The sequence below is a fragment of the Megasphaera intestinihominis genome (assembly GCF_040096415.1).
In the GTDB taxonomy this organism is placed as follows: Bacteria; Bacillota; Negativicutes; order Veillonellales; family Megasphaeraceae; genus Megasphaera; species Megasphaera intestinihominis.
In genome coordinates, this window is sequence record NZ_JBBMEU010000041.1 from 1 (window position 1) to 19,830 (window position 19,830).

At 57.9% G+C, this 19,830-nt stretch carries 14 protein-coding genes and 4 tRNA genes; 3 read left to right on the plus strand and 15 right to left on the minus strand.

Annotated elements, in window-relative coordinates; all coding sequences use genetic code 11:
- Positions 1-158 precede the first annotated feature (158 nt).
- Positions 159-1,325: an aromatic amino acid transport family protein gene (locus WMO23_RS07580; protein ID WP_292298963.1), complete on the minus strand. Its 1,167-nt coding sequence runs from the start codon at positions 1,323-1,325 to the stop codon at positions 159-161.
- 261 nt (positions 1,326-1,586) lie between these two features.
- Between WMO23_RS07580 and WMO23_RS07585 the strand changes: the two genes are divergently transcribed.
- On the plus strand, positions 1,587-2,039 hold the full coding sequence (locus tag WMO23_RS07585) for a DUF6173 family protein (RefSeq protein WP_020311539.1): 453 nt from the start codon (positions 1,587-1,589) through the stop codon (positions 2,037-2,039).
- A gap of 4 nt (positions 2,040-2,043) precedes the next feature.
- On the opposite strand, the gene WMO23_RS07590 is transcribed toward WMO23_RS07585, so the two are convergent.
- The 10 genes from WMO23_RS07590 to WMO23_RS07635 all read right to left on the minus strand — a co-directional run bounded on the left by WMO23_RS07590 (position 2,044) and on the right by WMO23_RS07635 (position 17,214).
- Positions 2,044-3,489, minus strand: coding sequence for a 4Fe-4S dicluster domain-containing protein (locus tag WMO23_RS07590; RefSeq protein ID WP_349173685.1), 1,446 nt, complete (start codon positions 3,487-3,489; stop codon positions 2,044-2,046).
- 9 nt (positions 3,490-3,498) lie between these two features.
- Complete coding sequence (locus tag WMO23_RS07595; RefSeq protein WP_349173687.1) at positions 3,499-4,884, minus strand: aldo/keto reductase; 1,386 nt, start codon at positions 4,882-4,884, stop codon at positions 3,499-3,501.
- Positions 4,885-4,901: 17 nt separating this feature from the next.
- Positions 4,902-5,051, minus strand: coding sequence for a hypothetical protein (locus WMO23_RS07600; protein WP_349173689.1), 150 nt, complete (start codon positions 5,049-5,051; stop codon positions 4,902-4,904).
- A 247-nt stretch (positions 5,052-5,298) separates the two neighbouring features.
- Positions 5,299-8,343, minus strand: a complete 3,045-nt coding sequence (locus WMO23_RS07605; protein ID WP_296820696.1) for an efflux RND transporter permease subunit — start codon at positions 8,341-8,343, stop codon at positions 5,299-5,301.
- Positions 8,340-9,431, minus strand: a complete 1,092-nt coding sequence (locus tag WMO23_RS07610) for an efflux RND transporter periplasmic adaptor subunit (protein WP_294024958.1) — start codon at positions 9,429-9,431, stop codon at positions 8,340-8,342. Before WMO23_RS07610 ends, WMO23_RS07605 begins: the two co-directional genes overlap by 4 nt.
- Positions 9,428-9,889, minus strand: a complete 462-nt coding sequence (locus WMO23_RS07615; protein WP_020724058.1) for a MarR family winged helix-turn-helix transcriptional regulator — start codon at positions 9,887-9,889, stop codon at positions 9,428-9,430. Before WMO23_RS07615 ends, WMO23_RS07610 begins: the two co-directional genes overlap by 4 nt.
- A gap of 475 nt (positions 9,890-10,364) precedes the next feature.
- Positions 10,365-11,939, minus strand: a complete 1,575-nt coding sequence (locus WMO23_RS07620; RefSeq protein ID WP_349173692.1) for a putative polysaccharide biosynthesis protein — start codon at positions 11,937-11,939, stop codon at positions 10,365-10,367.
- On the minus strand, positions 11,932-15,216 hold the full coding sequence (mfd, locus tag WMO23_RS07625; RefSeq protein ID WP_349173694.1) for a transcription-repair coupling factor: 3,285 nt from the start codon (positions 15,214-15,216) through the stop codon (positions 11,932-11,934). The genes WMO23_RS07620 and mfd overlap by 8 nt, the downstream gene beginning before the upstream one ends.
- Before the next feature lie 136 nt (positions 15,217-15,352).
- Complete coding sequence (locus tag WMO23_RS07630) at positions 15,353-16,306, minus strand: peptidoglycan recognition protein family protein (protein WP_020311542.1); 954 nt, start codon at positions 16,304-16,306, stop codon at positions 15,353-15,355.
- Positions 16,303-17,214, minus strand: a complete 912-nt coding sequence (locus WMO23_RS07635; protein ID WP_020311543.1) for a PHP domain-containing protein — start codon at positions 17,212-17,214, stop codon at positions 16,303-16,305. Before WMO23_RS07635 ends, WMO23_RS07630 begins: the two co-directional genes overlap by 4 nt.
- A 251-nt stretch (positions 17,215-17,465) precedes the next feature.
- Between WMO23_RS07635 and gdhA the strand changes: the two genes are divergently transcribed.
- The gene (gene gdhA / locus WMO23_RS07640; protein WP_020311544.1) at positions 17,466-18,815 is read left to right on the plus strand and encodes an NADP-specific glutamate dehydrogenase; all 1,350 of its coding nucleotides are present in this window, start codon (positions 17,466-17,468) and stop codon (positions 18,813-18,815) included.
- A gap of 212 nt (positions 18,816-19,027) precedes the next feature.
- Here gdhA and WMO23_RS07645 read toward each other — a convergent pair.
- From WMO23_RS07645 to WMO23_RS07660, 4 genes are all read right to left on the minus strand, one after another.
- Positions 19,028-19,102, minus strand: a tRNA-Arg gene (locus WMO23_RS07645).
- Positions 19,103-19,109: 7 nt separating this feature from the next.
- Positions 19,110-19,186, minus strand: a tRNA-Arg gene (locus tag WMO23_RS07650).
- 8 nt (positions 19,187-19,194) lie between these two features.
- A tRNA-Gly gene (locus WMO23_RS07655) sits at positions 19,195-19,268 on the minus strand.
- Positions 19,269-19,280: 12 nt separating this feature from the next.
- Positions 19,281-19,357 (minus strand) — tRNA-Pro (locus WMO23_RS07660).
- 117 nt (positions 19,358-19,474) lie between these two features.
- Here WMO23_RS07660 and WMO23_RS07665 point away from each other — a divergent pair.
- The coding region (locus tag WMO23_RS07665; RefSeq protein ID WP_494337467.1) for a type I 3-dehydroquinate dehydratase at positions 19,475-19,830 on the plus strand (356 nt) is incomplete at its 3' end.

Here is a 19,830-nt window from a genome sequence, read left to right on the forward strand (position 1 = left end):
CGCTTTTTTGCTGTAGGGGCTCGCACGTGGCGAGCCCGTTCCGGGATATGTACGATTTCCCGACCTACTTGCCAGAAAAATTGTCCCAATTCCTAACGGGTCGCCCACGTGGCGCCCCCTACTATCCTAAAAATACTCTGCAGATTACAAACGCTATCCTACCACGCCGCAGGCAGCCAGCCGCAGAGGCTGAGGATGGCGTAGACGCCGGCACTGGCAAAGAGGAGGACGACCAGGGTCTGCATGATGGGATGGGCGATCCAGCCGCATTGCCAACACGGTTTCTTGTCGCCGTGTTTCCGGGAACTGCGCAGCATGAAGACGGGCAGGATGGACATGATGATGCCGCCGAAGGTGCCGGCGCTGAAGATGGCGTTGACAAAGCCGACGAGGCCGCTGTAGGCCAGGAGGACCGGCGGGATGACGATGAAGGCCAGGCAGGCCGCCCGCGTGCGGATGTCCGTTTCCGACTTGAAGCCCAGGCGGTCGATCATGTTGGTCAGGAAACTTTCGGCAATGGCCCAGAATGACGTCAGCATGGCGCAGAAGGCAAAGGCATTGACGATGACGAAGAAGACCGGCGACCCCAGGGCGCGGCCCCAGGATAAGGACGCGACTTCCGAAATTTCATCGACGGGCAGCATGAGGAAGACGGCCAGCGGGACCAGGGCCAGGATGACGAAGGAAATGCCGGCCCCGGCCAGGATGGACGGGACGAGTTTCCCCGGTTCGTGCGTGAAGCCCCGGGAAATTTCCGGTACGATGTACTGGACAGCGTAACAGAAGACGGCAATGTTGAAGACCGGCACGGCATACATCCAGTGGGTATAGAGGATATCTGCGACAGGTACGCGGGCCGAAAAAAGTGACGCGCCGACGAGGAGAATAAGCATGGCCGTCATACCTGAACTCAAATATTTCTCTGCTACCCCGGTTGCCTTGAGGCCCAGCCAGACGACGCTCGTCGCCCCGAGGGCAAAGAGGCAGCTGGCCATTTCCAGGGAAATGCCGAAGAATTCGCTCAATATCTTGCCGCAGCCGCTGGTATAGGCGATGAGGCTGCAAAACGACGTGGCCCCGACGGAAAAGAAAATCAGCCAGGAACCGATCTTGCCGACGTACTTTTCAGCCAGGCCCGACAGCTGTAAGGGCCTCGTGGTGCGCAGCGTCGCTTCGGCGACATAGAGCATGGAGATGATAGAAAAAAAGCCTGCTACGACAAGCCACGTAAGCAGGACGGGCCAGCCGGCATTGCGACTGGCAAAAGCTAAACCTAAAACACCGGAACCTATGGTAGACCCGACGACCATCATCGTAGCCTCCATAAACGTAAGACGATGTACCTTGAGAGCCGCCTCTTTTTTCGCAGCTCCCGCCGATATAGTGTCCAACTCGTTCACATATTCCATGAAGAAAAAACCTCTTTTCGTGTGAAAATATGTTACCTGATGTCAGCATGTCTTGACCATTATACCATATCAGCATAGGGATGCCAAGAAAAAAAGCCTGCTACCCGGAAAAAAGTAGCAGGAATTGCCTCATTCTATGTCTAAATGATATAATGAGAATGATAAGGAGGGATTTTTATGGCAGACGTAAACGATAAGAAAAAACAAAAGGCCCCCGAAAAAGAGGCAGCTGCAGAAAAGGAACTGACTATCCTCCAGCCCGGCGCCGTCCCGGAAGAAGAAGACGACCCGGAAGCGCCCTATCTGGCTTCCGACATGTATCAGCGCATCGTCGCCCTGATCAACAACTTTGAATCGGGCCTGCCCGACGACATGCAGGCCGGCGGGCGCCTGGTATCGGCTGGCGACATCACCTTCAGCATCCAGGACATCGGCTACTGGGACCCGAACATGATCGTCTTCTACGGCGAATTGTCCGACGGCTCGGCGGTCGAACTGGTCCAGCACATTTCCCAGCTCAACTTGCTCCTCGTCGCCGTCCCCCGCCACGACGACATCGAAAAGCCGCGCCGCATCATCGGCTTCAACCGCAAGAACGAACCGGACATTGCTACGGACCCGGAAGACTGACGCCTCAGGCTTTCGGCAAGGGACTGACGGAAATGGCCGCCGGTTTGGCCGGACAGTGATATTCGCAGGAACCGCAGCCGATACAGCGCGCCCCATCGACATGAGGATAGCTGCGGCCGTCCCGGTTCTCGACCAGGGTAATGGCCTGGACCGGGCAGTGGCGGGCGCAGTTGCCGCAGACGATGCCGTCGCGGGCGATGAGGCAGTGGAACTGGGCATAACGGGCGATGCCGATCTTCGTCTGCTCCTTCACAGCCAGGTCCAGCGGACGGATAGCGCCGGCCGGACAGGCTTGAGAACAGAAATTGCAATTGTAGACACAGTAGCCCTTAGAGAAATCCATGTAGGGCTGGCCCATCTGCAAGGTGCCGTTCTCTAAGACGGCCGGGGACAGGACGCCGCTAGGGCAGCGGCTGACGCAGAGATGGCAGGCCGTACAGCGCTGGACAAAGGCGTCGGCCGAGACGGCCCCAGGCGGCAAGATTTTCTTCTTGCCTTTCCCCGTCCCCAGCAAGGCCGGCACGACGGTCTGACTGCGGGCCAGGCCAGCGGCGACGGTCCCGACGGCAACGGCCGTCGTCACCAGCATTTCCCGCCGGCTGAGGCCCTCGCCTGATGGCGTCTTTTCCGGACCCTTGACCGGAAAGGCCCGGGAAAAAGTCAGGGCCCCTTTCGGGCAGACGGCGACGCAGTCGAAGCAGTCGACACAACGGCTGGTATCGACGAAGCCATGGGCGACGTCGATGCAGGACGAACGGCACGTCTTTTCACAGGCTCCGCAGTGGACGCAGCTCGATCCGTCGATGACCGGCCGGAAGAGACTGAAGCGGCTGATCGCCCCCAGCAGCGTGCCAACGGGACAGAACGTATGGCAGTACGCCCGGCCATAGCGCCAGGCCAGGACGGCTAAGACGACGAAATACGCCCCGGCCAGGGCCATAGCAGCCAGCGGCGGCCAGAGGATATCCGTCTTGCTGAGCGCCGGGATCCAGCCGTGGCTTTCGTTGAAGCCGACCAAAGCGTTCCAGCCATAGGCGGCTGGCAGGCCCAGTCCATCGTGGACGAGGCGGCCAAAGACACTGTACGGGTCGACCAGCCCCAGAAGGCCAGACAAGCCGGCCAGGAAGGCCAGGCCGGTCAATATCAAAATACTATAGCGCATGATGCGCCGTTCCCGCCGGAAAGCAAATTTCCGGCGATTTTTTTTGCGCCTTTTGGCCAGCCAGAAGACGAAGTCCTGACTGATGCCCAAGGGACAGAGGACGCTGCAATAGATCCGTCCCAGGAGCAGGGTCAGGATGGCGATGACAGCGATGACCAGGAGATTCCCGGCCAGGAGGGCCGGCAGGAACTGCCATTGCGGCAGCACAGGCGCCACGATACCGCCGAAGGGCAGGACCATGACCCCCATCAGGAGCCAGGCTAAGACGATACGGCTTCGTTGCAGCATGTTCCGCATCTATATTACCCCCTTTCCCGTATCGCGCCCGAAATATTGGACGACGTCATCAATGGCCCGCACGTACTTAGGGATGTAGATATGCTGCGGACATTTGGACAGGCAGCGGCCGCAGGCCGTACAGCGGGAAACGCGCTGCGACCGTTCCAGGTTATTCTGATAATGGGCCAGGAAGGCTTTTTCCTGCGCTGCCGAGGCTCCTTGCGGATGGTCCAGGTCGATTCCGGCCGGTTCGCCATAGCGGTTGTAGATATGGAAGACTTCGGCGATGTCGACGCCATAAGGACAGGGCTCACAATACCGGCAATATGTACAGGGAATGGCCCCGCTGCCGGCTTCCTTCCCCAGGGAGCGCTGGATGGCCCGTTCTTCGGCAGCCGACAAGGGCTGGAAATCGCTCAGGGTCCGGATATTGTCCAATACCTGCTCTAAATTGCTCATACCTGAATTCATGGTGATGACCCCTTCTTTAGAGCCGACCCAGCGCAGGGCCCACGAGGCCATGCTGGCCTCTGGCCGCTGCTGCTTCAAGATGGCTTCCGCCGACGACGACAGATTGGCCAGATTGCCGCCCTTGACCGGTTCCATGACAAAAATGGGGACATCCTTTTCCCGGCACTTGCGGTACAGGTCCCCGGCCTGCCGGCTCCCCGACGGCGCTTCGCCCGGTTCGTTCCAGTCGGCATAGTTGAGCTGAATCATGCAGAAATCCCAATCATACTGGTCCAGGAGATAATGGAAAAAGGGCACGTCGCCATGGAAGGAAAAGCCCAGGCAGCGGATGCGGCCCCGGGCTTTTTCCTGGCGGAGGTAGTCCAGGATGCCGTCGTGGATGTACAGCTCATCGAATTGGTCCCGGCTGGTCAGGGAATGGAGCATGTAGTTATCGAAATACGACACTTGACAACGGTCGAGCTGGGTCTGGAAGATGTCTTTCGCCTGGTCGAGCCCCGTCAATATCGGCGTCGGCATCTTGTCGGCCAGATAAATCGTGTCGCGGGGATATTTCTGCAAGGCCTGGCCGATGAAAGCTTCGGACTTCCCGTCATGATAGAACCAGGCCGTGTCGAAATAATTGACGCCGTGGCGATAGGCAAAATCGACCATCTTCTCGCCTAATTTCTTATCGATTTCCCGACCCGATGCCGAAAAAGTCGTCGGCAGGCGCATACAGCCAAAGCCAAGGAGGGACAAATTTTTTCCCAGGGGCTTATAATAGCGCGTCGTAACTTTTCCCAAATCCTGCCCGGCTTCCCCGGCAGCCTTATCGGCATCGAGAAAAGCCAGGATATCCTCGCGCTTCATGAAGGCCCCGCCGGCAGCCGCTCCAGCCAGTCCCCCGCCGAGGAGCTTCAAAAAAGTCCGCCGGCTCATATCATGAGACATCTGTATTCCCTCCTGTCTTATAACAATCCGGCTTTATCCAGCCAGGGATCGATGACGCTGTAATCCGTATCCTTATCCAGGGTCAGCCCCGTAAAGAGGCGGGCACCGGGAGCGGCGGCAGCCAAAGCCGGCAGGGTGACTTCAAAGGGGCTGCTGTAAGAGCACATGTAGGTTGGGAGCATGGCAAAAAAAGTCCTGCCGCATGCGCGACAGGACTTTTTTGAGTGATTAGTAGCTAGTGGCTAGTGGTTAGCGGATGGTCTTAAATTTAAAACTATCTTCTACAAACTCCGTACTACAAACTATGAAGAGCAACCTCTCAGTCAGCTTCGCTGACATCTCTCCTATAAGGAGAGCCCTTGCGGACCGCCTTTCAGGACGGCCCCTACGAGCCACGAACCACGAGCCACTAAGCTAACTCGTTCTCTTTACTTTGAACCAGGCGGCGTACATGGTCGGCAGGACCAGCAGGGTCAGGACGGTGGCGACGAAGAGGCCGCTGGCGATGGCGACGGCCAGGGGGCCCCAGAAGACGCTCTTCATGAGGGGTATCATGCCCAGGATGGCCGCTGCGGCCGTGAGCATGATGGGCCGGAAGCGCATGACCGCCGAGTCGATGACGGCATGCCATGGGTCTTCGCCGGCAGCCATATGTTTCTGTATCTGGTCCAGGAGAATAATGGAGTTGCGGATGATCATGCCGCCCAGGGCCAGGATGCCCAAATCGGCGACGAAGCCCAGGGATTTCCCGAAGAGGAGCATCCCCCAGGAGACGCCGATGAGTCCCATAGGCGCCGTAATCAGGGCCAGGAACATGAGCGACGGACTGCGCAGCTGGAACATGAGCAGGGTCATGATGATGATGACCATGACCGGTACCGGTACCAGGAGGTACTTCAGGGACTTCTGGCTGTTTTCCAGGGCCCCGTCGACTTCGACGGTATAGCCAAAGGGCATGCTTTCCCGGATATCGGCAATGGAATCGTAGGCTTTCTGCGTCACATCGTTGGCCGTACCGGACTTGATGCCGCCGTTGATGGTGATGGTCGGTTTCAAATCGCGGCGCCAGATGAGGCCATCTTCGCCTTTATAGGAAATAGTGGCAATCTGTTCCAGCGGCACGTAACCGGCCTGGCCTACGTAGACGGGCAGGCTCTTGATCTTGGCCAGGTCATTGCGGTCGCTGTCCTGGAGGCGCAGCTGGATGCCGATGGTCTTATCGGCCGCATAGTATTGGGCGACCGTCGCCCCGGACAGTTCCGTATACAAGGTCTGGGCAATGTCTTCACCGGAAATGCCCATGGCCCGCAGCTTATTCTGATCCAGGTCGACGTGCATGATCTTATTTTTCTGGTCCCAGTTGAGGAAGACATTTTCCGTATTCGGGTCCTTGGCAATGCGCGCCGCGATCTGCTGGGCATAGGCTTTGACCTTATCCGTATCGTAGCCGGATACGCGCAGCATGATGGGGTAATCCGACGGCGGCCCTAAGGGCACGTTCTTGACGTTGCAGCGGACGTTGGGGAACTTGTCGGCCATTTCCTGTTTGATGGACTGCGTCAATTCTTCCCTCGTCTGCGTATCCTTGGCGACGACGACGAACTGGGCGTAGTTATTGGCCGGCAGGACCGGTTCGATGGTCAGGACGAAACGCGGTGCCCCTTCGCCGACGTAGTACGAATAATCTTTGAGCTTCGCCTGCTGACTGTCCAGATACTGGGCAAAGCGGGATGCTTCCTTCTGCGTGGCCTGCATGGACGAGCCTTCAGGCAGGGTCATTTCGACGATGAGTTCCGGCCGCAGGGAGGGCGGGAAAAATTCCTGGGGAATGAGTTTCATCATGCCGACGGACAAGATGAACATAGCCGCTGTCCCGCCGATGACTAATACCCGGTGGGTCAGGCACCAGGTCAGGACCTTGCGGAAGAAGACGTAGAACCGGCTCTGATACAAGGGCTCCGGCTCTTCGCCTTTGGCCACTTTCGGCTTGATCAGGTAATAGCCGAAGAGCGGTGCCACCATGACCGATACAATCCACGACAGGACCAGGGCCGCCGTGATGACTGGGAACAAATCCTTACAGAATTCCGACGCCGCCCCATCGGCAAAGGCGACGGGGATGAAGCCGGAGCAGGTAATGAGGGTCCCCGTCAGCATGGGCTTGGCCGTCGCCTTGAAGGCATAGCAGGCCGCATCGACGCGGTTCATGCCCTTCTCCAGCTGGACCGTCATCATTTCGACGGCAATGATGGCGTCGTCGACGAGGAGGCCCAGGGCGATGATCAGGGAACCTAAGGAAACCTTATGCAAGTCGATGCCGGCTACTTCCATAACACAGAAGACGCCGGTCAGGACCAGTGGGATACAGAAAGCGACGACCAGGCCCGTCCGCAGTCCCAGGCTGAGGAAGCTGACGACGAGGACGATGATGATGGCTTCACGCAGGGTGTTGGTAAAGTCGCTGATGGACTCTTTGACGACCTGCGGCTGGTCCGATACCTGGTGGATTTCCATGCCGGCCGGCAAATCGGATTTGACGCTTTCCTGCAACTTCTTCAAGTTTTCGCCGAGCTGGAGGTTATTGCCGCCGCTCTTCATGGACAAGGCGATACCGACGGCAGGCTTGCCATTATAGAACATCTTCGGGTCCGCCGGTTCCGTATAGCGCCGTTCGACCGTGGCGATATCGCCCAGGCGGAAGACGCGGCCATTGGCATTGATGGGCAGGTTGCGGATGGCTTCGACGTCTTCAAAGACACCGGACAGGCGCAGGTAGACGTTGTCCGACTGGGTATCGACCATGCCGGCCGGCGTCATCTGGTTCTGGCCTTTGACGGCATTGGCGATGGTCGTCGGCGCAATCCCCAGTTCGGCCAGTTTGGAATTGGCCACTTCGATGTAGACCTTTTCCGACTGTTCGCCGACGAGTTCGACTTTGCTGACATCGTCGACGGACATCATCATGCGGCGTATCTTTTCCGCTTTCTGACGCAATTCTTCATACGAATAGCCATCGCCGGTGATAGCATAGATAGAACCGTAGACGTCGTCGAAACGGTCGTTGTAATAAGGCCCATAGACGCCTTCGGGCAAATCTTTCTTCATATCTTCCGTCAAATTGCGGACTTCATGCCAGGTGCTGCGGATGCTGTCGCGCGGCGCCTTGTCGTCGAGGTAGACGTAGATGACCGACTGGCCGGGCCGGGAATAACTCTTGATGTAATCCAGGTTCGGCGTATCCTGCAGTTTCTTTTCGATTTTATCCGTCACCTGTTCCTGCATCTGTTCCGCCGTGGCACCGGGCCAGGCGACGGAGACGACCATAGTCCGAACCGTATACGTCGGGTCTTCCATGCGGCCCAGTTTCATGTAGGAAAAGATACCGGCAATGGCGACGAGGATGATGAAGTACCAGACGAGGACGCGGTTGTGAATAGAGACTTCCGATAAATTTCTCATTCATCTTCCCCCTCTACGCGGACTTTCTGTCCTTCACTGAGCATATGGACGCCGGCCGTGACGACGACATCACCGCGGCTGAGGCCCGTGACTTTGACCGTATTATCGCCAAAATCCTGGACCGTCACGTCTTTCAGGGACAAGGTCTTATCCTTGCCGACGACCCAGACCTGGGGCGTGTCGCCGGTCTGATAGATGGCGGCCAGCGGCAGGACGAAGGTATCTTCAGCGGCTGCCTGTTCACTGCCGTTGGCAACCGTAGCCGTCATGCCGAGCTGCATGCCGTCCGGCGGATTGGGCAGGGAAATATTGACCTGGTACGTCCGCGACGCCGCATCGGCCATAGGAGCCACTTCGCGGACGACACCGGCGGCCTGCTGGTTCTGGAGGGCCCAGAAGGTGACGGTCACGTTCTGGCCGACTGGAAAATCGGCCAATTTATTTTCCGGTACATTGACCTGGACTTCCAGGTCCCCTGAATGGACCAGGGTGACTACAGTCTGGCCGGCAGCGACGACCTGGCCGACTTCTGCCGATACGGCTGAGATGACGCCGTCGGCATCGGCCGTGAGCTGCGTATAGGATAACTGGTTTTCCTGCGCCTGCTGGGCTGCCAAGGCCTGGTTATACTGGGCCGAAGCCTGGTCGTAAGCTGTCTGGTACTGGTCCAGGACGGACGCGCTGATGGCATCCATATCGTATAATTGCTGATAACGGGTTAAATTGGACTGGGCCAGCTGGAGCTGAGCAGCAGCGGCGTCGACCTGGGCCTGGGTCTGATTGACAGCCTGGGCCACGTCTTTCGGGTCGACCGTCATCAGGACGTCTCCGGCATGGACCTGGGAGCCGAGCTGGACGTTGCGGGCCGTAATGCGGCCGCCGGCCTGGAAGGACAAATTACTCTGGTATCGGCCCTTGACCGTCCCCGAATAGGTACCGGCCGTCGTGCCCGCCGTTTCACTGCCGACCTGGATGGCCTTGACCAGCTGGGGCTGTTCGGCCTGCTGGGTCTGCTGGCCGCAGCCTGTCAGGCCCAAGGCCGTCAGGACGGCTATGACGAGGACTGTATATTTCCAATCGCGTTTCATGGCTTCATCTCCTTTGTGGGATTAAGGGCAGCAATATCGGCTTCAGCGGCATTGTCGGCCACTTGATGCATGAGCTGCAACGCCGGCCCCAGCGTCACCTCATCGACGCCCTGGACGAGGACGTCGACCCATTTCCTTAAAATCTCTTCCATCGTATCCTGCAGCTCCCGGGCCTTGGGCGTCAAATAGAGATACTTGTAACGCCGGTCCGTCCCCTGCTGGCGCCGGCTGACGAATCCCTTCGCCTCCAGCGTCTTCAGATTCCGGGCCACCAGGGCTTTGTCGGCCTGCATGACCTGACAGAGCTCATTCTGCCGGCAGCCATCGTGGCTGTACAAACTCAGGAGCGTCACATGTTCCGAATAAGACAAATTCCAAGGACGGCACGCTTCGACCACATAGGCTTGGGAACGCTGGTTGATGACACTGAAATCATGACCAGCCTTCAAATAATCCATGTGCTGCATCCCCTTTTCTTCAGTAATTAGTTGATTTGCTCAACTATTTGTTTCCAGTATAGCAAAAAGAACGGGAAAAAGCAAGGGATGGCCAAAGGCCGTCCCGCAGGCCGCAGCCTAGAGCCGTTCATCGAGTTTTGGGGCTAACGTCCCTACCGGTCGCAGACCGCATCGTAGGGGGACGTCCTGTTAAGGCGTCCCGCGTGAATCCTGTGTACATCCCCGATGACATGCGCGGCAACAGATTCAAACTGACGACATCGCCTCTTTTTGAGTTTTAAGTTTGTAGTTTTTAGTTTGTAGCAAATGGTAAAAAATTTAAGACCAGCTTCTACAAACTCCGTACTACAAACTATAAAGTAAAAGGGGCCTCGCATGATGGCCGAAGCCTTCGTGCGACAGCCCCTACGCATACGGCCGCAGGCCGTGTATTTTTTTCTGGCCTGCCACCCGCGGACTGCGGCCTGCGTCTTTCCTACAAATGTATCCGCCGGCTTACTTTCTTCCCGACGACGGGGATTTTTTCGATATCTTCTGCCGTGAGGGCCCGGAAGACGACGAGGCCGATGAGGTAGACCAGGGCTGCGGCCATGATGGCGGCGATGGTGGCCACGGCGTTGCCGAAGAGGACGAACAAGGCGTGGTGGACGAGCCAGGCCGTGCCGGCCATGGCGGCGCCGGCCAGAAAGAGTTTCCCGATGTAGCCCCACTGGACGCGGTAGGCAATGTATTTACGGGCAAAGTAAAGATTGAGCGCCGTAGCGACGGCCAAATCGGCATTGGTCGCCCAGGCGGCGCCGACTTCGCCCAGCCAGGGAATGGCCGTCAAGTGCCAGCTGAGGATAATCTTGACGACGGCCGCGGCGGCCATGTTGTACAGCGGGACGGCCGTATGGCCCATGCCCTGCAAAAGGCCGCTGGTGATCTGCTGGAGACCGACGAGGAAGACCGAAATGGACAGGACGCAGATGGCCGGCCCCGCTGCCGGCGTCGCATAGAGGAGCCGGGAAATGGGTATGGCCAGGACGGCCAGGCCCAGGCAGGCCGGCACGGTGATGACGTTGGCAATGCGCATGGCCGTGTCGGTCCGGTCGAGGATGACGTCCCGATTCCGCTGGGAAAAGGCAGCCGATACGGCCGGGACGAGGCTCGTCGCCAAGGCGATGGTCAAGATAGCCGGCAGCTGGACCAGGCCGTTGGCCATGCCCGTCAGATAGCCGTAAAGGGCCGTCGCCTGATGGGTGCTGTAGCCAGCTGCTTCCAGACGCAGGGGCACGATGAACAAGTCGATGCTGGCCACGGCCGGCAGGAGCATGTTGGCCGCCGCTACGGGCACGGCCAGGACGATGAGCCGGCGGATGATGCGCCGCGGCGACTGGATGACGAAGACGCCGTCGTCATCGGGCATGGGATGGCGGCTGTGACGGTAATACAGGAAAGCGATGAGCACCAGCCCTGCCGCCGCCCCCGGGACGGCGCCGAAGGCGGCACCGGCAGCGGCCCATTCCAGACCCTTCGGCAAGAGAATCCAGGCCAGGACGAGCATGGTGCAGACCCGGACAAACTGGTCTGCCATCTGGGACAGTGCCGTCGGCGTCATGAGCTGCAGGCCCTGGAAATAGCCGCGGAAACAGCAGGCGATGACCGACAGGCTCAGGGCCGGCGCCAGGACGGCCAGAGCCGGAAAGACCCGGCTATCGCGGACGATGCCCATTTCGACCAGGCCATGGGCGCCAAAAGGCAGGGCCAGGCCGCAGACGACGGCGACGACGGTCATGAAGACCAGGGTCACATGAAAGATACGGCGGACGCCGCTGTAATGGCCTTTGGCCGCTTCCTCAGCGATCATGATGGACACGGCAATGGGAATCCCGGCGCCGATAATGCTCAGGAGCAGGATATAGACGGGATAAGCCATCTGGTACAGGCCGATGCCTTCGCCCCCCAAGAGGCGCGACAAGAAGATACGGTTCAGCCCGCCCAGGATCTTGACGACGATACCGGCCACGGTGAGGACCATGGCGCCCCGTAAAAAGGAGTTCTTACTCAAGGGAATTCCCCTTTCTCAATGATGAAAAGGCCACCAGCAGCGTCTGGATAAAGGCCAGGACGTCGGAAATCCCAGCCAGGGAGACGCGGACCATGACGGGCATGTTGGGCACAAGGCGGAAACGGCGGCGCAGGGACGGTTCCAGTTTGGAAAGGTCGGGTATATCGGCGACGCGCTGCCACTTCAATTCCAGGACGTCTTTCTTCTGAGCGATGAGGACCAATCCTTGGGCCTTGGCGTCGAGGCGCGTTTCCGTGACCTGCAGCAATTTCTCTACGGGCTGGCTGGGCTTGCCGTAGCGGTCGGCCAGTTCCCGGCGCAGGTCGGCCAGTTCTTCTTTCGACGATAAGACGGCCAGGCGCTGGTACATTTCGATTTTCTGGCCGCCATTTTGGATATAGCCGTCGTCGATAAAGGCGTCGACGTGGATTTCCATGACCGTTTCCGGTGGCGGCGGCGCTGCTTCCTTGCCGTTCTGAGCCTTGGCGATGGCATCTTCCAGCATATGGCAGTACATGGCAAAGCCGACGCTGGCGATATTGCCGTGCTGTTCCCGACCCAGGAGGTTGCCGGCGCCGCGGATTTCCAGGTCACGCATGGCAATCTTGAAGCCCGAGCCGAGTTCGGTGAATTCCTTGATGGCCTGCAAGCGTTTTTCGGCGACTTCCGACAGGACCTTGTCGCGGCGGTAGAGGAAATAGGCATAGGCCATGCGATGGCTCCGACCGACGCGGCCGCGCATCTGATAGAGCTGGGACAGGCCGAAGTGGTCGGCGTCGTAAATGATGATGGTATTGGCATTGGCTACGTCCAGGCCGTTTTCGACCAGGCTCGAACAGAGGAGGACGTCGTATTTGCCTTCATAGAAATCGAACATGACCGATTCCAGCAGGCTCCCGGCCATCTGGCCGTGGGCGATGCCGATGGTCACATCCGGCAAGAGGGCCTGGAGTTCGTCTTTCATCTTTTCGATGGTCGCAACGCGGTTGTAGACGAAGAAGACCTGGCCGCCCCGCCGTTTTTCGCGCATAATGGCATCGCTGACGATGCGGGCGTCGTATTCGGTCACATAGGTCTGGACCGGGAAACGGTCTGTCGGCGGCGTTTCGATGACGCACATTTCCCGCAGGTTGACCAGGGACATGTGCAGCGTCCGCGGAATCGGCGTGGCGCTCAGGGACAGGACGTCGATATTGGCTGCCCAGGCCTTCCATTTTTCCTTCTGGGCCACGCCGAAGCGCTGTTCTTCATCGACGACCAGGAGACTCAGGTCCTTGAACTTGACCTTCTTGTTGAGCAGGCTGTGGGTCCCGATGAGGACGTCGATATCGCCGGTCAGGGTCCGGGCCAGGATATCTTTCTTTTCTTTATACGAGCGGAAGCGGTTGAGGACGTCGACGTGGACGCCGAAGGGACCGAAGCGTTCCATAAAGGTCTGGAAATGCTGCTGCGACAAGACCGTCGTCGGCACCAGGACGGCGACCTGCTTACCGGCTGTGACGGCTTTAAAGATGGCCCGCATGGCCACTTCAGTCTTGCCGAAACCGACGTCGCCGCAGACCAGGCAGTCCATGGGCGTCGGCTTTTCCATGCTGGCCTTGATATCGCGGACGGCTTTCAACTGATCTTCCGTTTCTTCATAAGGAAAGGCTTCTTCAAATTCCTTCTGGAACGGCGTATCCGGCGGAAAGGCATAGCCCTGAACGACTTCCCGCTTGGCATAGAGGGCGACGAGTTTTTCTGCCAGGTCGGTAATGGACTTCTGGGCCTTGACCCGCGTCTTCTGCCAGTCGGAACCGCCCATTTTCTGTAATTTCGGCGTATCCCCTTCGTTACCGATGTAGCGCTGCAACAGGGACAACTGGTCCGTCGGCACGTAGAGGATATCCTTGCCGGCATAGTGGATTTCCAGATAATCCTTGTGGACACCATCCATTTCAATGGTCTTGATACCGATGTAGCGGCCGATGCCGTGGACTTCGTGGACGACGTAATCGCCGGGCTTGAGGTCGGTAAAGACGTTGATTTCCTGGCCTTTGGCGGCATGATGGCGCAGGCGCCGCTTCTGGGTGCCGAAGACATCCCGTTCGGCGACGACGACGATTTTGGCATAAGGCAGCTCGAAGCCGTCGTGGATCTCCCCTTCGACGACGTAGACGCCGCCTGGCGTACTCTGGTCATCATCGTAGTCCCGGAACGGCAGCTCATGCTGCTTCATCCAGGCCTGGAGCGAAGCCCGTCGGTCGCGGCTGTTGATGACGAAGAGGATTGTATTCCCCAGGTCCCGCCAATGGTCCACTTCTTCTTCCAGGAGGTTGAACTGCTTCTGGAAACTGGCCATCATCTTGGCGGCAAAGCTGGCCGACGTGTCTATCATCATATCCGGCACGGACTGGGCCATGAGCGACAAGATGAGCTGCGGCCCCGGGCGCTGGGCTGTGACCAGATTTTTCCAGGACGCCAGGCGGCCCTTATAGTCGTCGGACTCCTTGAGGACCTTCTTCAGGCCTTCGCGGACGCGGTTCGGTTCATCCCAGATGATGACGCCCTGTCCGGCATAGTCCAGGAGCGTATATTTCTCGTCATCCTGGACAGTCAGGGAAATGGGCAGGATGCGGGCCTTTTCCCGCTGGTCCTGGGATTTCTGGCTGTCTGTATCGAACGTGCGCAGGCTGTCCAGTTCGTCGCCGAAGAACTCCAGGCGCAGGGGCTGCGGTTCGTTGACGGCATAGATATCGACGATGTCGCCGCGGACGGAAAAATGACCGCGCCGTTCGACCATGTCGACCCGTTCATAGCCGGCGTCGACGAGGTGCTGCAACAACTCGTCGCGGTCGTAGTCCTGATGGATGGCCACGTCGATAGCGGCGGCATCGATGCGCTGCGGCGCCATGACGTACTGGGCCGCTTCTTCCGGTGCCGCCAGGATCAGGAGCCGGTCACCCTGGCGCAGGCGGCCCAAGGCTTCCATCTGCCGGGCCGTCCGGTCCAGGCTCTTGGCCGTCGTCGTAAAGACGGCCTTGTCGACGACAGGGAAATCCAGGACTGGCAGGTCCGGTACCAAAAAGGCCAGGTCCGCCATCCAGGCCGCAGCCTGTTCCCGCGACGGGACGACGAGGACGGCCTGCCCCGGCTTTTCCGTCAGGGCCTTGGCGACGAGGGCGCTCTTGACGGAACCGCTGAGGCCGTAGATACTATGACAGCCGGGCTGGGAAAACGCAGCCACGGCGGAGCGGATATTTTCATCTTGATTCATCCATTGAAAGAATTGCTTCATATCGTTTTTACCTCATGACAAATTGGGGCTGTCGCATGAAGCCCTGGAAAACAAGGCGGTCCATGCGCAGCCCTTATCGTGATTCAACTGCAACTATTTAATTATATCATAGTTCACTGGCCCCTGCCAGTAGCGATTAGAAGACCGACGCGCCCTGCATGATGATGGCTTCCCGTTCTTTCCGGCTCATCTTGAGGAAATTCGTCTTCTTCAGCTTATCTTCATAAGACGAATCCATACCGTTCATCTTCTGGGCGACATCCTTGCGGATCTGCGGTAGCAGGCTGTAGAGGTTGCGGCCCGGGCAGTCCGTACTGTTGACGTCGCGATGGCCTACGATGGTAGACGGACCCGGCACGATGCTGTAGATCTTGCAGATCCAGGCGACCAGTCCTTCCAGGGAGTGGATCTGGGCCGGCGTGGGGATTTCCTTTTCAAAATTGCCCGTCACATTGATGCCGACGGTATGGTAGTTCTGCCCTTCGGCATGAGCACCGACCGTAGCCAGCGGGCGGCCCCGTTCAATGGTCCCGTCTTTGCGGATGACGTAATGGTAACCGATACCGGCCCAGCCGTTGGCCAGATGGGCGCGATGGATAGCCGCTGCCGACGTATCGCCATCGGGGATGCCGACGTGATGGATGACGACCATGTCCGTCTTCGGCCGCAGGAGCAGCGTTTCGCGGAACTGGAAATGCGTTTCCTTGATGGCCATCGGTTCGGCCGGCGCCGCATCGGTCACGGGATTATAGTTGCGCATGACGCCGCGGGCTCCGGCGGGTTTCGCCGACCGCGGGACATTGCCGATGACTGCGGGCTTGGCGGCTGTGCTGGCTGCAGCGGCTGGCTGGGACGATACAGGCGCCGTCTTGCCGGCCTGGTCTTTTTTCGTCTTCCCTGCCTTCTTGGCAGCCTTAGCGGCTTTGGCCTTGGCCCTGGCTACGGCATCCATGTGCTGGTCGACACTGGCGACGCCCGTCGTATAGGCTGCGCCTTCATTGTCGGCAGCACTCGCCAAAGAACCTGTCGTCATGCCCAGGGCCAGACAAAGGGTCAAGGCCAGGGCAGATATCATTTTTTTCGTTTTCACGATACATACACTTCCCCATGTTGTTGTTTGATTTTCTGGCAGAGCCGGTCCCACAGGGCCTGCGGTTCCGGATGGCCGTACGTCCCGAGCCGGATGTGCGGCTTGGCCCGGCCGTGGTAATCGCTGCCCAAGGTCGCCATCAGGCCATAGTTATCGGCAATGCGGCGGTAAAAAGCACTCGTCCCTTCGTCGTGATAGCTGCAATAGGCTTCGATGCCATCGAGGCCCGTAGCGATGAGCTCTTCCGTCAGCGGCCGGTTCTGCTTCATATTGGCACCGGGATGGGCCAGGACGGCGACACCGCCGTGGTCGTGGATGATGGCGACGGCTTTGGCAAAATCCATGAAGGTCATGGGCACGAAAGCCGGGCCTCCCTGGCCGCAGATATCCCAGCCAAAGTTGACGTATGGCGCATCGCTCCGCGCCCCACCCGGCCGGTACGGTGCCAGGACGGGACAATCCGCATTGCGCGGGTCCGCCAGGGCGACGCGGGCGATATGGACGGACGCAACGGCATCGCCGCTGCAGAGCTTCCAGATAGCCGGCCGGTCGAGGACGATGCCCAGGGCTTCGACGGCGTCGAGGACCTTTTCTGAAATCGCCCGGCGCTGGCCGTATACATCCTTTTCAATGGCCGCAAAAACAGGGTCCTCGGCATGGATGCCATAGCCGAGAAGGTGGAAATTCTTCCCTTTATACTGGCAGCTGATTTCGATGCCCGGCACCAGGTTCAAGCCCAGCCGGGCCGCTTCCTGCCGCGCTTCCGGGATAGCCCGGGCCGAATCGTGGTCGGTCACGGCGACGGTCGTCACGCCGGCATCGGCGCATTGGCGCATCAAGTCGGCCGGCTCGAATTGGCCATCCATACTATATTTCGTATGCATATGCAGATCAAGCCATGTTTCCATACATGCACTTCCCTTCTTCAAACATCTTCCCTATTATACTACGCTTCTCCGGCCCCTGCCAGTCATGACAAATCAATTATTCGATTTTTGAATTTTATCGTTTTGAAATCTCTATCACTAATTTTTTAAGTTTTTATTTACATTTTCTAAAATCTTTTCTATAATATCTCCAACGGATGCAAAAAAGTCATTACGACGCATCTATCGACTACCTCATTACAATAAAATATTCATTCAAAGGAGAATCCATTATGACAGAAATGCAGCAGTATGTAGAAGACGTGCTGGCCATCATCCAGCGCCGTGACCCTGAACAGACGGAATTCCAGAACGCAGCCCGCGAAGTACTGACGTCCCTCGTGCCCATGCTGGAAAAGGAACCGAAATATAAACAGCACCACATCCTGGAACGCATCATCGAACCGGAACGCGTCATCATTTTCCGCGTCCCCTGGGAAGATGACAACGGCGTCTTCCACGTCAACCGCGGCTACCGCGTCCAGGCCAACAGCGCCATCGGCCCTTACAAAGGCGGCCTGCGCTTCCACAAGAGCGTCAACCTGAGCATCTTGAAGTTCCTGGCTTTTGAACAGATCTTCAAGAACGCCCTGACCGGCCTTCCCATCGGCGGCGGCAAAGGCGGCTCGGACTTCGACCCGAAAGGCAAATCGGACCGGGAAGTCATGCATTTCTGCCAGAGCTTCATGACCGAACTGTGCCGCCACATCGGCCCCAACATCGACGTACCGGCTGGCGACATCGGCGTCGGCGCCCGTGAAATCGGCTTCCTCTATGGCCAGTACAAACGCATCCAGGACGCTTTCGATGCCGGCGTACTCACAGGCAAAGGCATTGATTACGGCGGAAGCTTCGCCCGTACAGAAGCTACCGGCTATGGTCTCCTCTATTTCGTCAAGGATATGCTGGACAACAAGAACATCGACATCAAAGGCAAGACGGTCATCGTTTCCGGTTCGGGCAACGTCGCCATCTATGCCATCGAAAAAGCCCAGGCCCTGGGTGCCAAGGTCGTCACCTGCTCCGACTCCAGCGGCTATATCTATGACGCCAATGGCATCGACGTCGCAACCGTCAAGGACATCAAAGAAGTCCGCCGCGGCCGCATCAAAGAATACATCGAAACCCATCCGGATGCAGAATACCACGAAAACAGCCGCGATATGTGGAAAATCCCGGCCTTCATCGCCCTCCCCTGCGCTACACAGGGCGAAATCGACCTGGAATCGGCTAAAATCCTCGTCCAGAACGGCGTAAAAGCCATCGGCGAAGGCGCCAACATGCCGTCGACCCTCGACGCTATGGCTTACTTCCAGGAACACGGCGTCCTCTTTGCGCCGGCCAAAGCTGCAAATGCCGGCGGCGTCGCCGTATCGGCCCTGGAAATGGCTCAGAACTCGGAACGCCTGTCCTGGCCCTTTGAAAAAGTCGACGCTACCCTCAAAGACATTATGCGCAACATCTTTGAAGAATCCCGTGACAACGCCGCAAAATACGGCGTCCCCGACAACTACGTCGCCGGTGCCAACATCACGGCCTTCATGAAAGTCGCCGACGTCATGATTGAACAAGGTTTAGTGTAAGATATAGAAAAGGGATTGTCGCACATGCGACAATCCCTTTTTTGCTGTAGGGGACGCCCAGAGAGCGTCCCGCTGTGAATTTTGTGTATTCCCTACCATGCAGCAGTTAGCGGATGGTTAACAATTTAAAACCAGATTATACAAACTATAAAATGAAAAAGGACCCCGCATGATGGCAAAAGCCTTCGTGCGGGGTCCTTTTCACTATTTTTTGGTGCGCCTAGAAGGATTCGAACCTTCGCACCCGGTTCCGGAGACCGGTGCTCTATCCCCTGAGCTATAGGCGCAAGTAAGTGGTGACCCAGTAGGGATTCGAACCCTAGACCCACAGCTTAGAAGGCTGTTGCTCTATCCAGCTGAGCTACTGAGTCTCAAAAAATGGAGCGGGTGATGGGAATCGAACCCACATAACCAGCTTGGAAGGCTGGCGCTCTACCACTGAGCTACACCCGCATCGGTCGGTAATGGTCGGAGCAGCAGGATTTGAACCTGCGACCCCCTGGTCCCAAGCCAGGTGCGCTACCAAACTGCGCTATGCCCCGCCAACAAAAAATATTATACAAGAAACGAGATGATTTGTCAACGTTTTTTTATAGCCATTGCCAACAAGTCATATTCCGAGTACAATAAAGATAATACGACTTAGGAGGTAATAATATATGCCTAGTGCAATGAGTATTCATTTTGAATCGGACCATCCCTTCATCGCCGTTCCCTTGGAATGTGAAACTATCGAAGATTTGCAGGACCGAATCGACGAAATCTTAAAGAAACCTTACGATATGATTGCCTTTGATGCCGGCTGTTTCAACGGGACCATCAATTTGTCCCAGCTCTGGAACGCCCTGCTGTTCATTGCCCGTGATGCTGAACAGCCGTCGGTCCTCTTCTCGTGCGATAAGAGCAAGCTGCCGGAAATGTACCAGACCGACAACGACTACGCGACGATCCTACGCTTTGCCATCCGTTCGGCCCTCATCGACGCCGTCAAAATCGAAGGCAGCCTCGACGAAGA

Excerpts from the sequence above, each read along its gene's own strand:
- WMO23_RS07580 (WP_292298963.1), bottom strand. The coding sequence starts at position 1,325 with ATGGAGGCTACGATGATGGTCGTCGGGTCTACCATAGGTTCCGGTGTT.
- WMO23_RS07585 (WP_020311539.1), top strand. The coding sequence starts at position 1,587 with ATGGCAGACGTAAACGATAAGAAAAAACAAAAGGCCCCCGAAAAAGAG.
- WMO23_RS07590 (WP_349173685.1), bottom strand. The coding sequence starts at position 3,489 with ATGCTGCAACGAAGCCGTATCGTCTTAGCCTGGCTCCTGATGGGGGTC.
- WMO23_RS07595 (WP_349173687.1), bottom strand. The coding sequence starts at position 4,884 with ATGTCTCATGATATGAGCCGGCGGACTTTTTTGAAGCTCCTCGGCGGG.
- WMO23_RS07600 (WP_349173689.1), bottom strand. The coding sequence starts at position 5,051 with ATGTGCTCTTACAGCAGCCCCTTTGAAGTCACCCTGCCGGCTTTGGCT.
- WMO23_RS07605 (WP_296820696.1), bottom strand. The coding sequence starts at position 8,343 with ATGAGAAATTTATCGGAAGTCTCTATTCACAACCGCGTCCTCGTCTGG.
- WMO23_RS07610 (WP_294024958.1), bottom strand. The coding sequence starts at position 9,431 with ATGAAACGCGATTGGAAATATACAGTCCTCGTCATAGCCGTCCTGACG.
- WMO23_RS07615 (WP_020724058.1), bottom strand. The coding sequence starts at position 9,889 with ATGGATTATTTGAAGGCTGGTCATGATTTCAGTGTCATCAACCAGCGT.
- mfd (WP_349173694.1), bottom strand. The coding sequence starts at position 15,216 with ATGAAGCAATTCTTTCAATGGATGAATCAAGATGAAAATATCCGCTCC.
- WMO23_RS07635 (WP_020311543.1), bottom strand. The coding sequence starts at position 17,214 with ATGGAAACATGGCTTGATCTGCATATGCATACGAAATATAGTATGGAT.
- gdhA (WP_020311544.1), top strand. The coding sequence starts at position 17,466 with ATGACAGAAATGCAGCAGTATGTAGAAGACGTGCTGGCCATCATCCAG.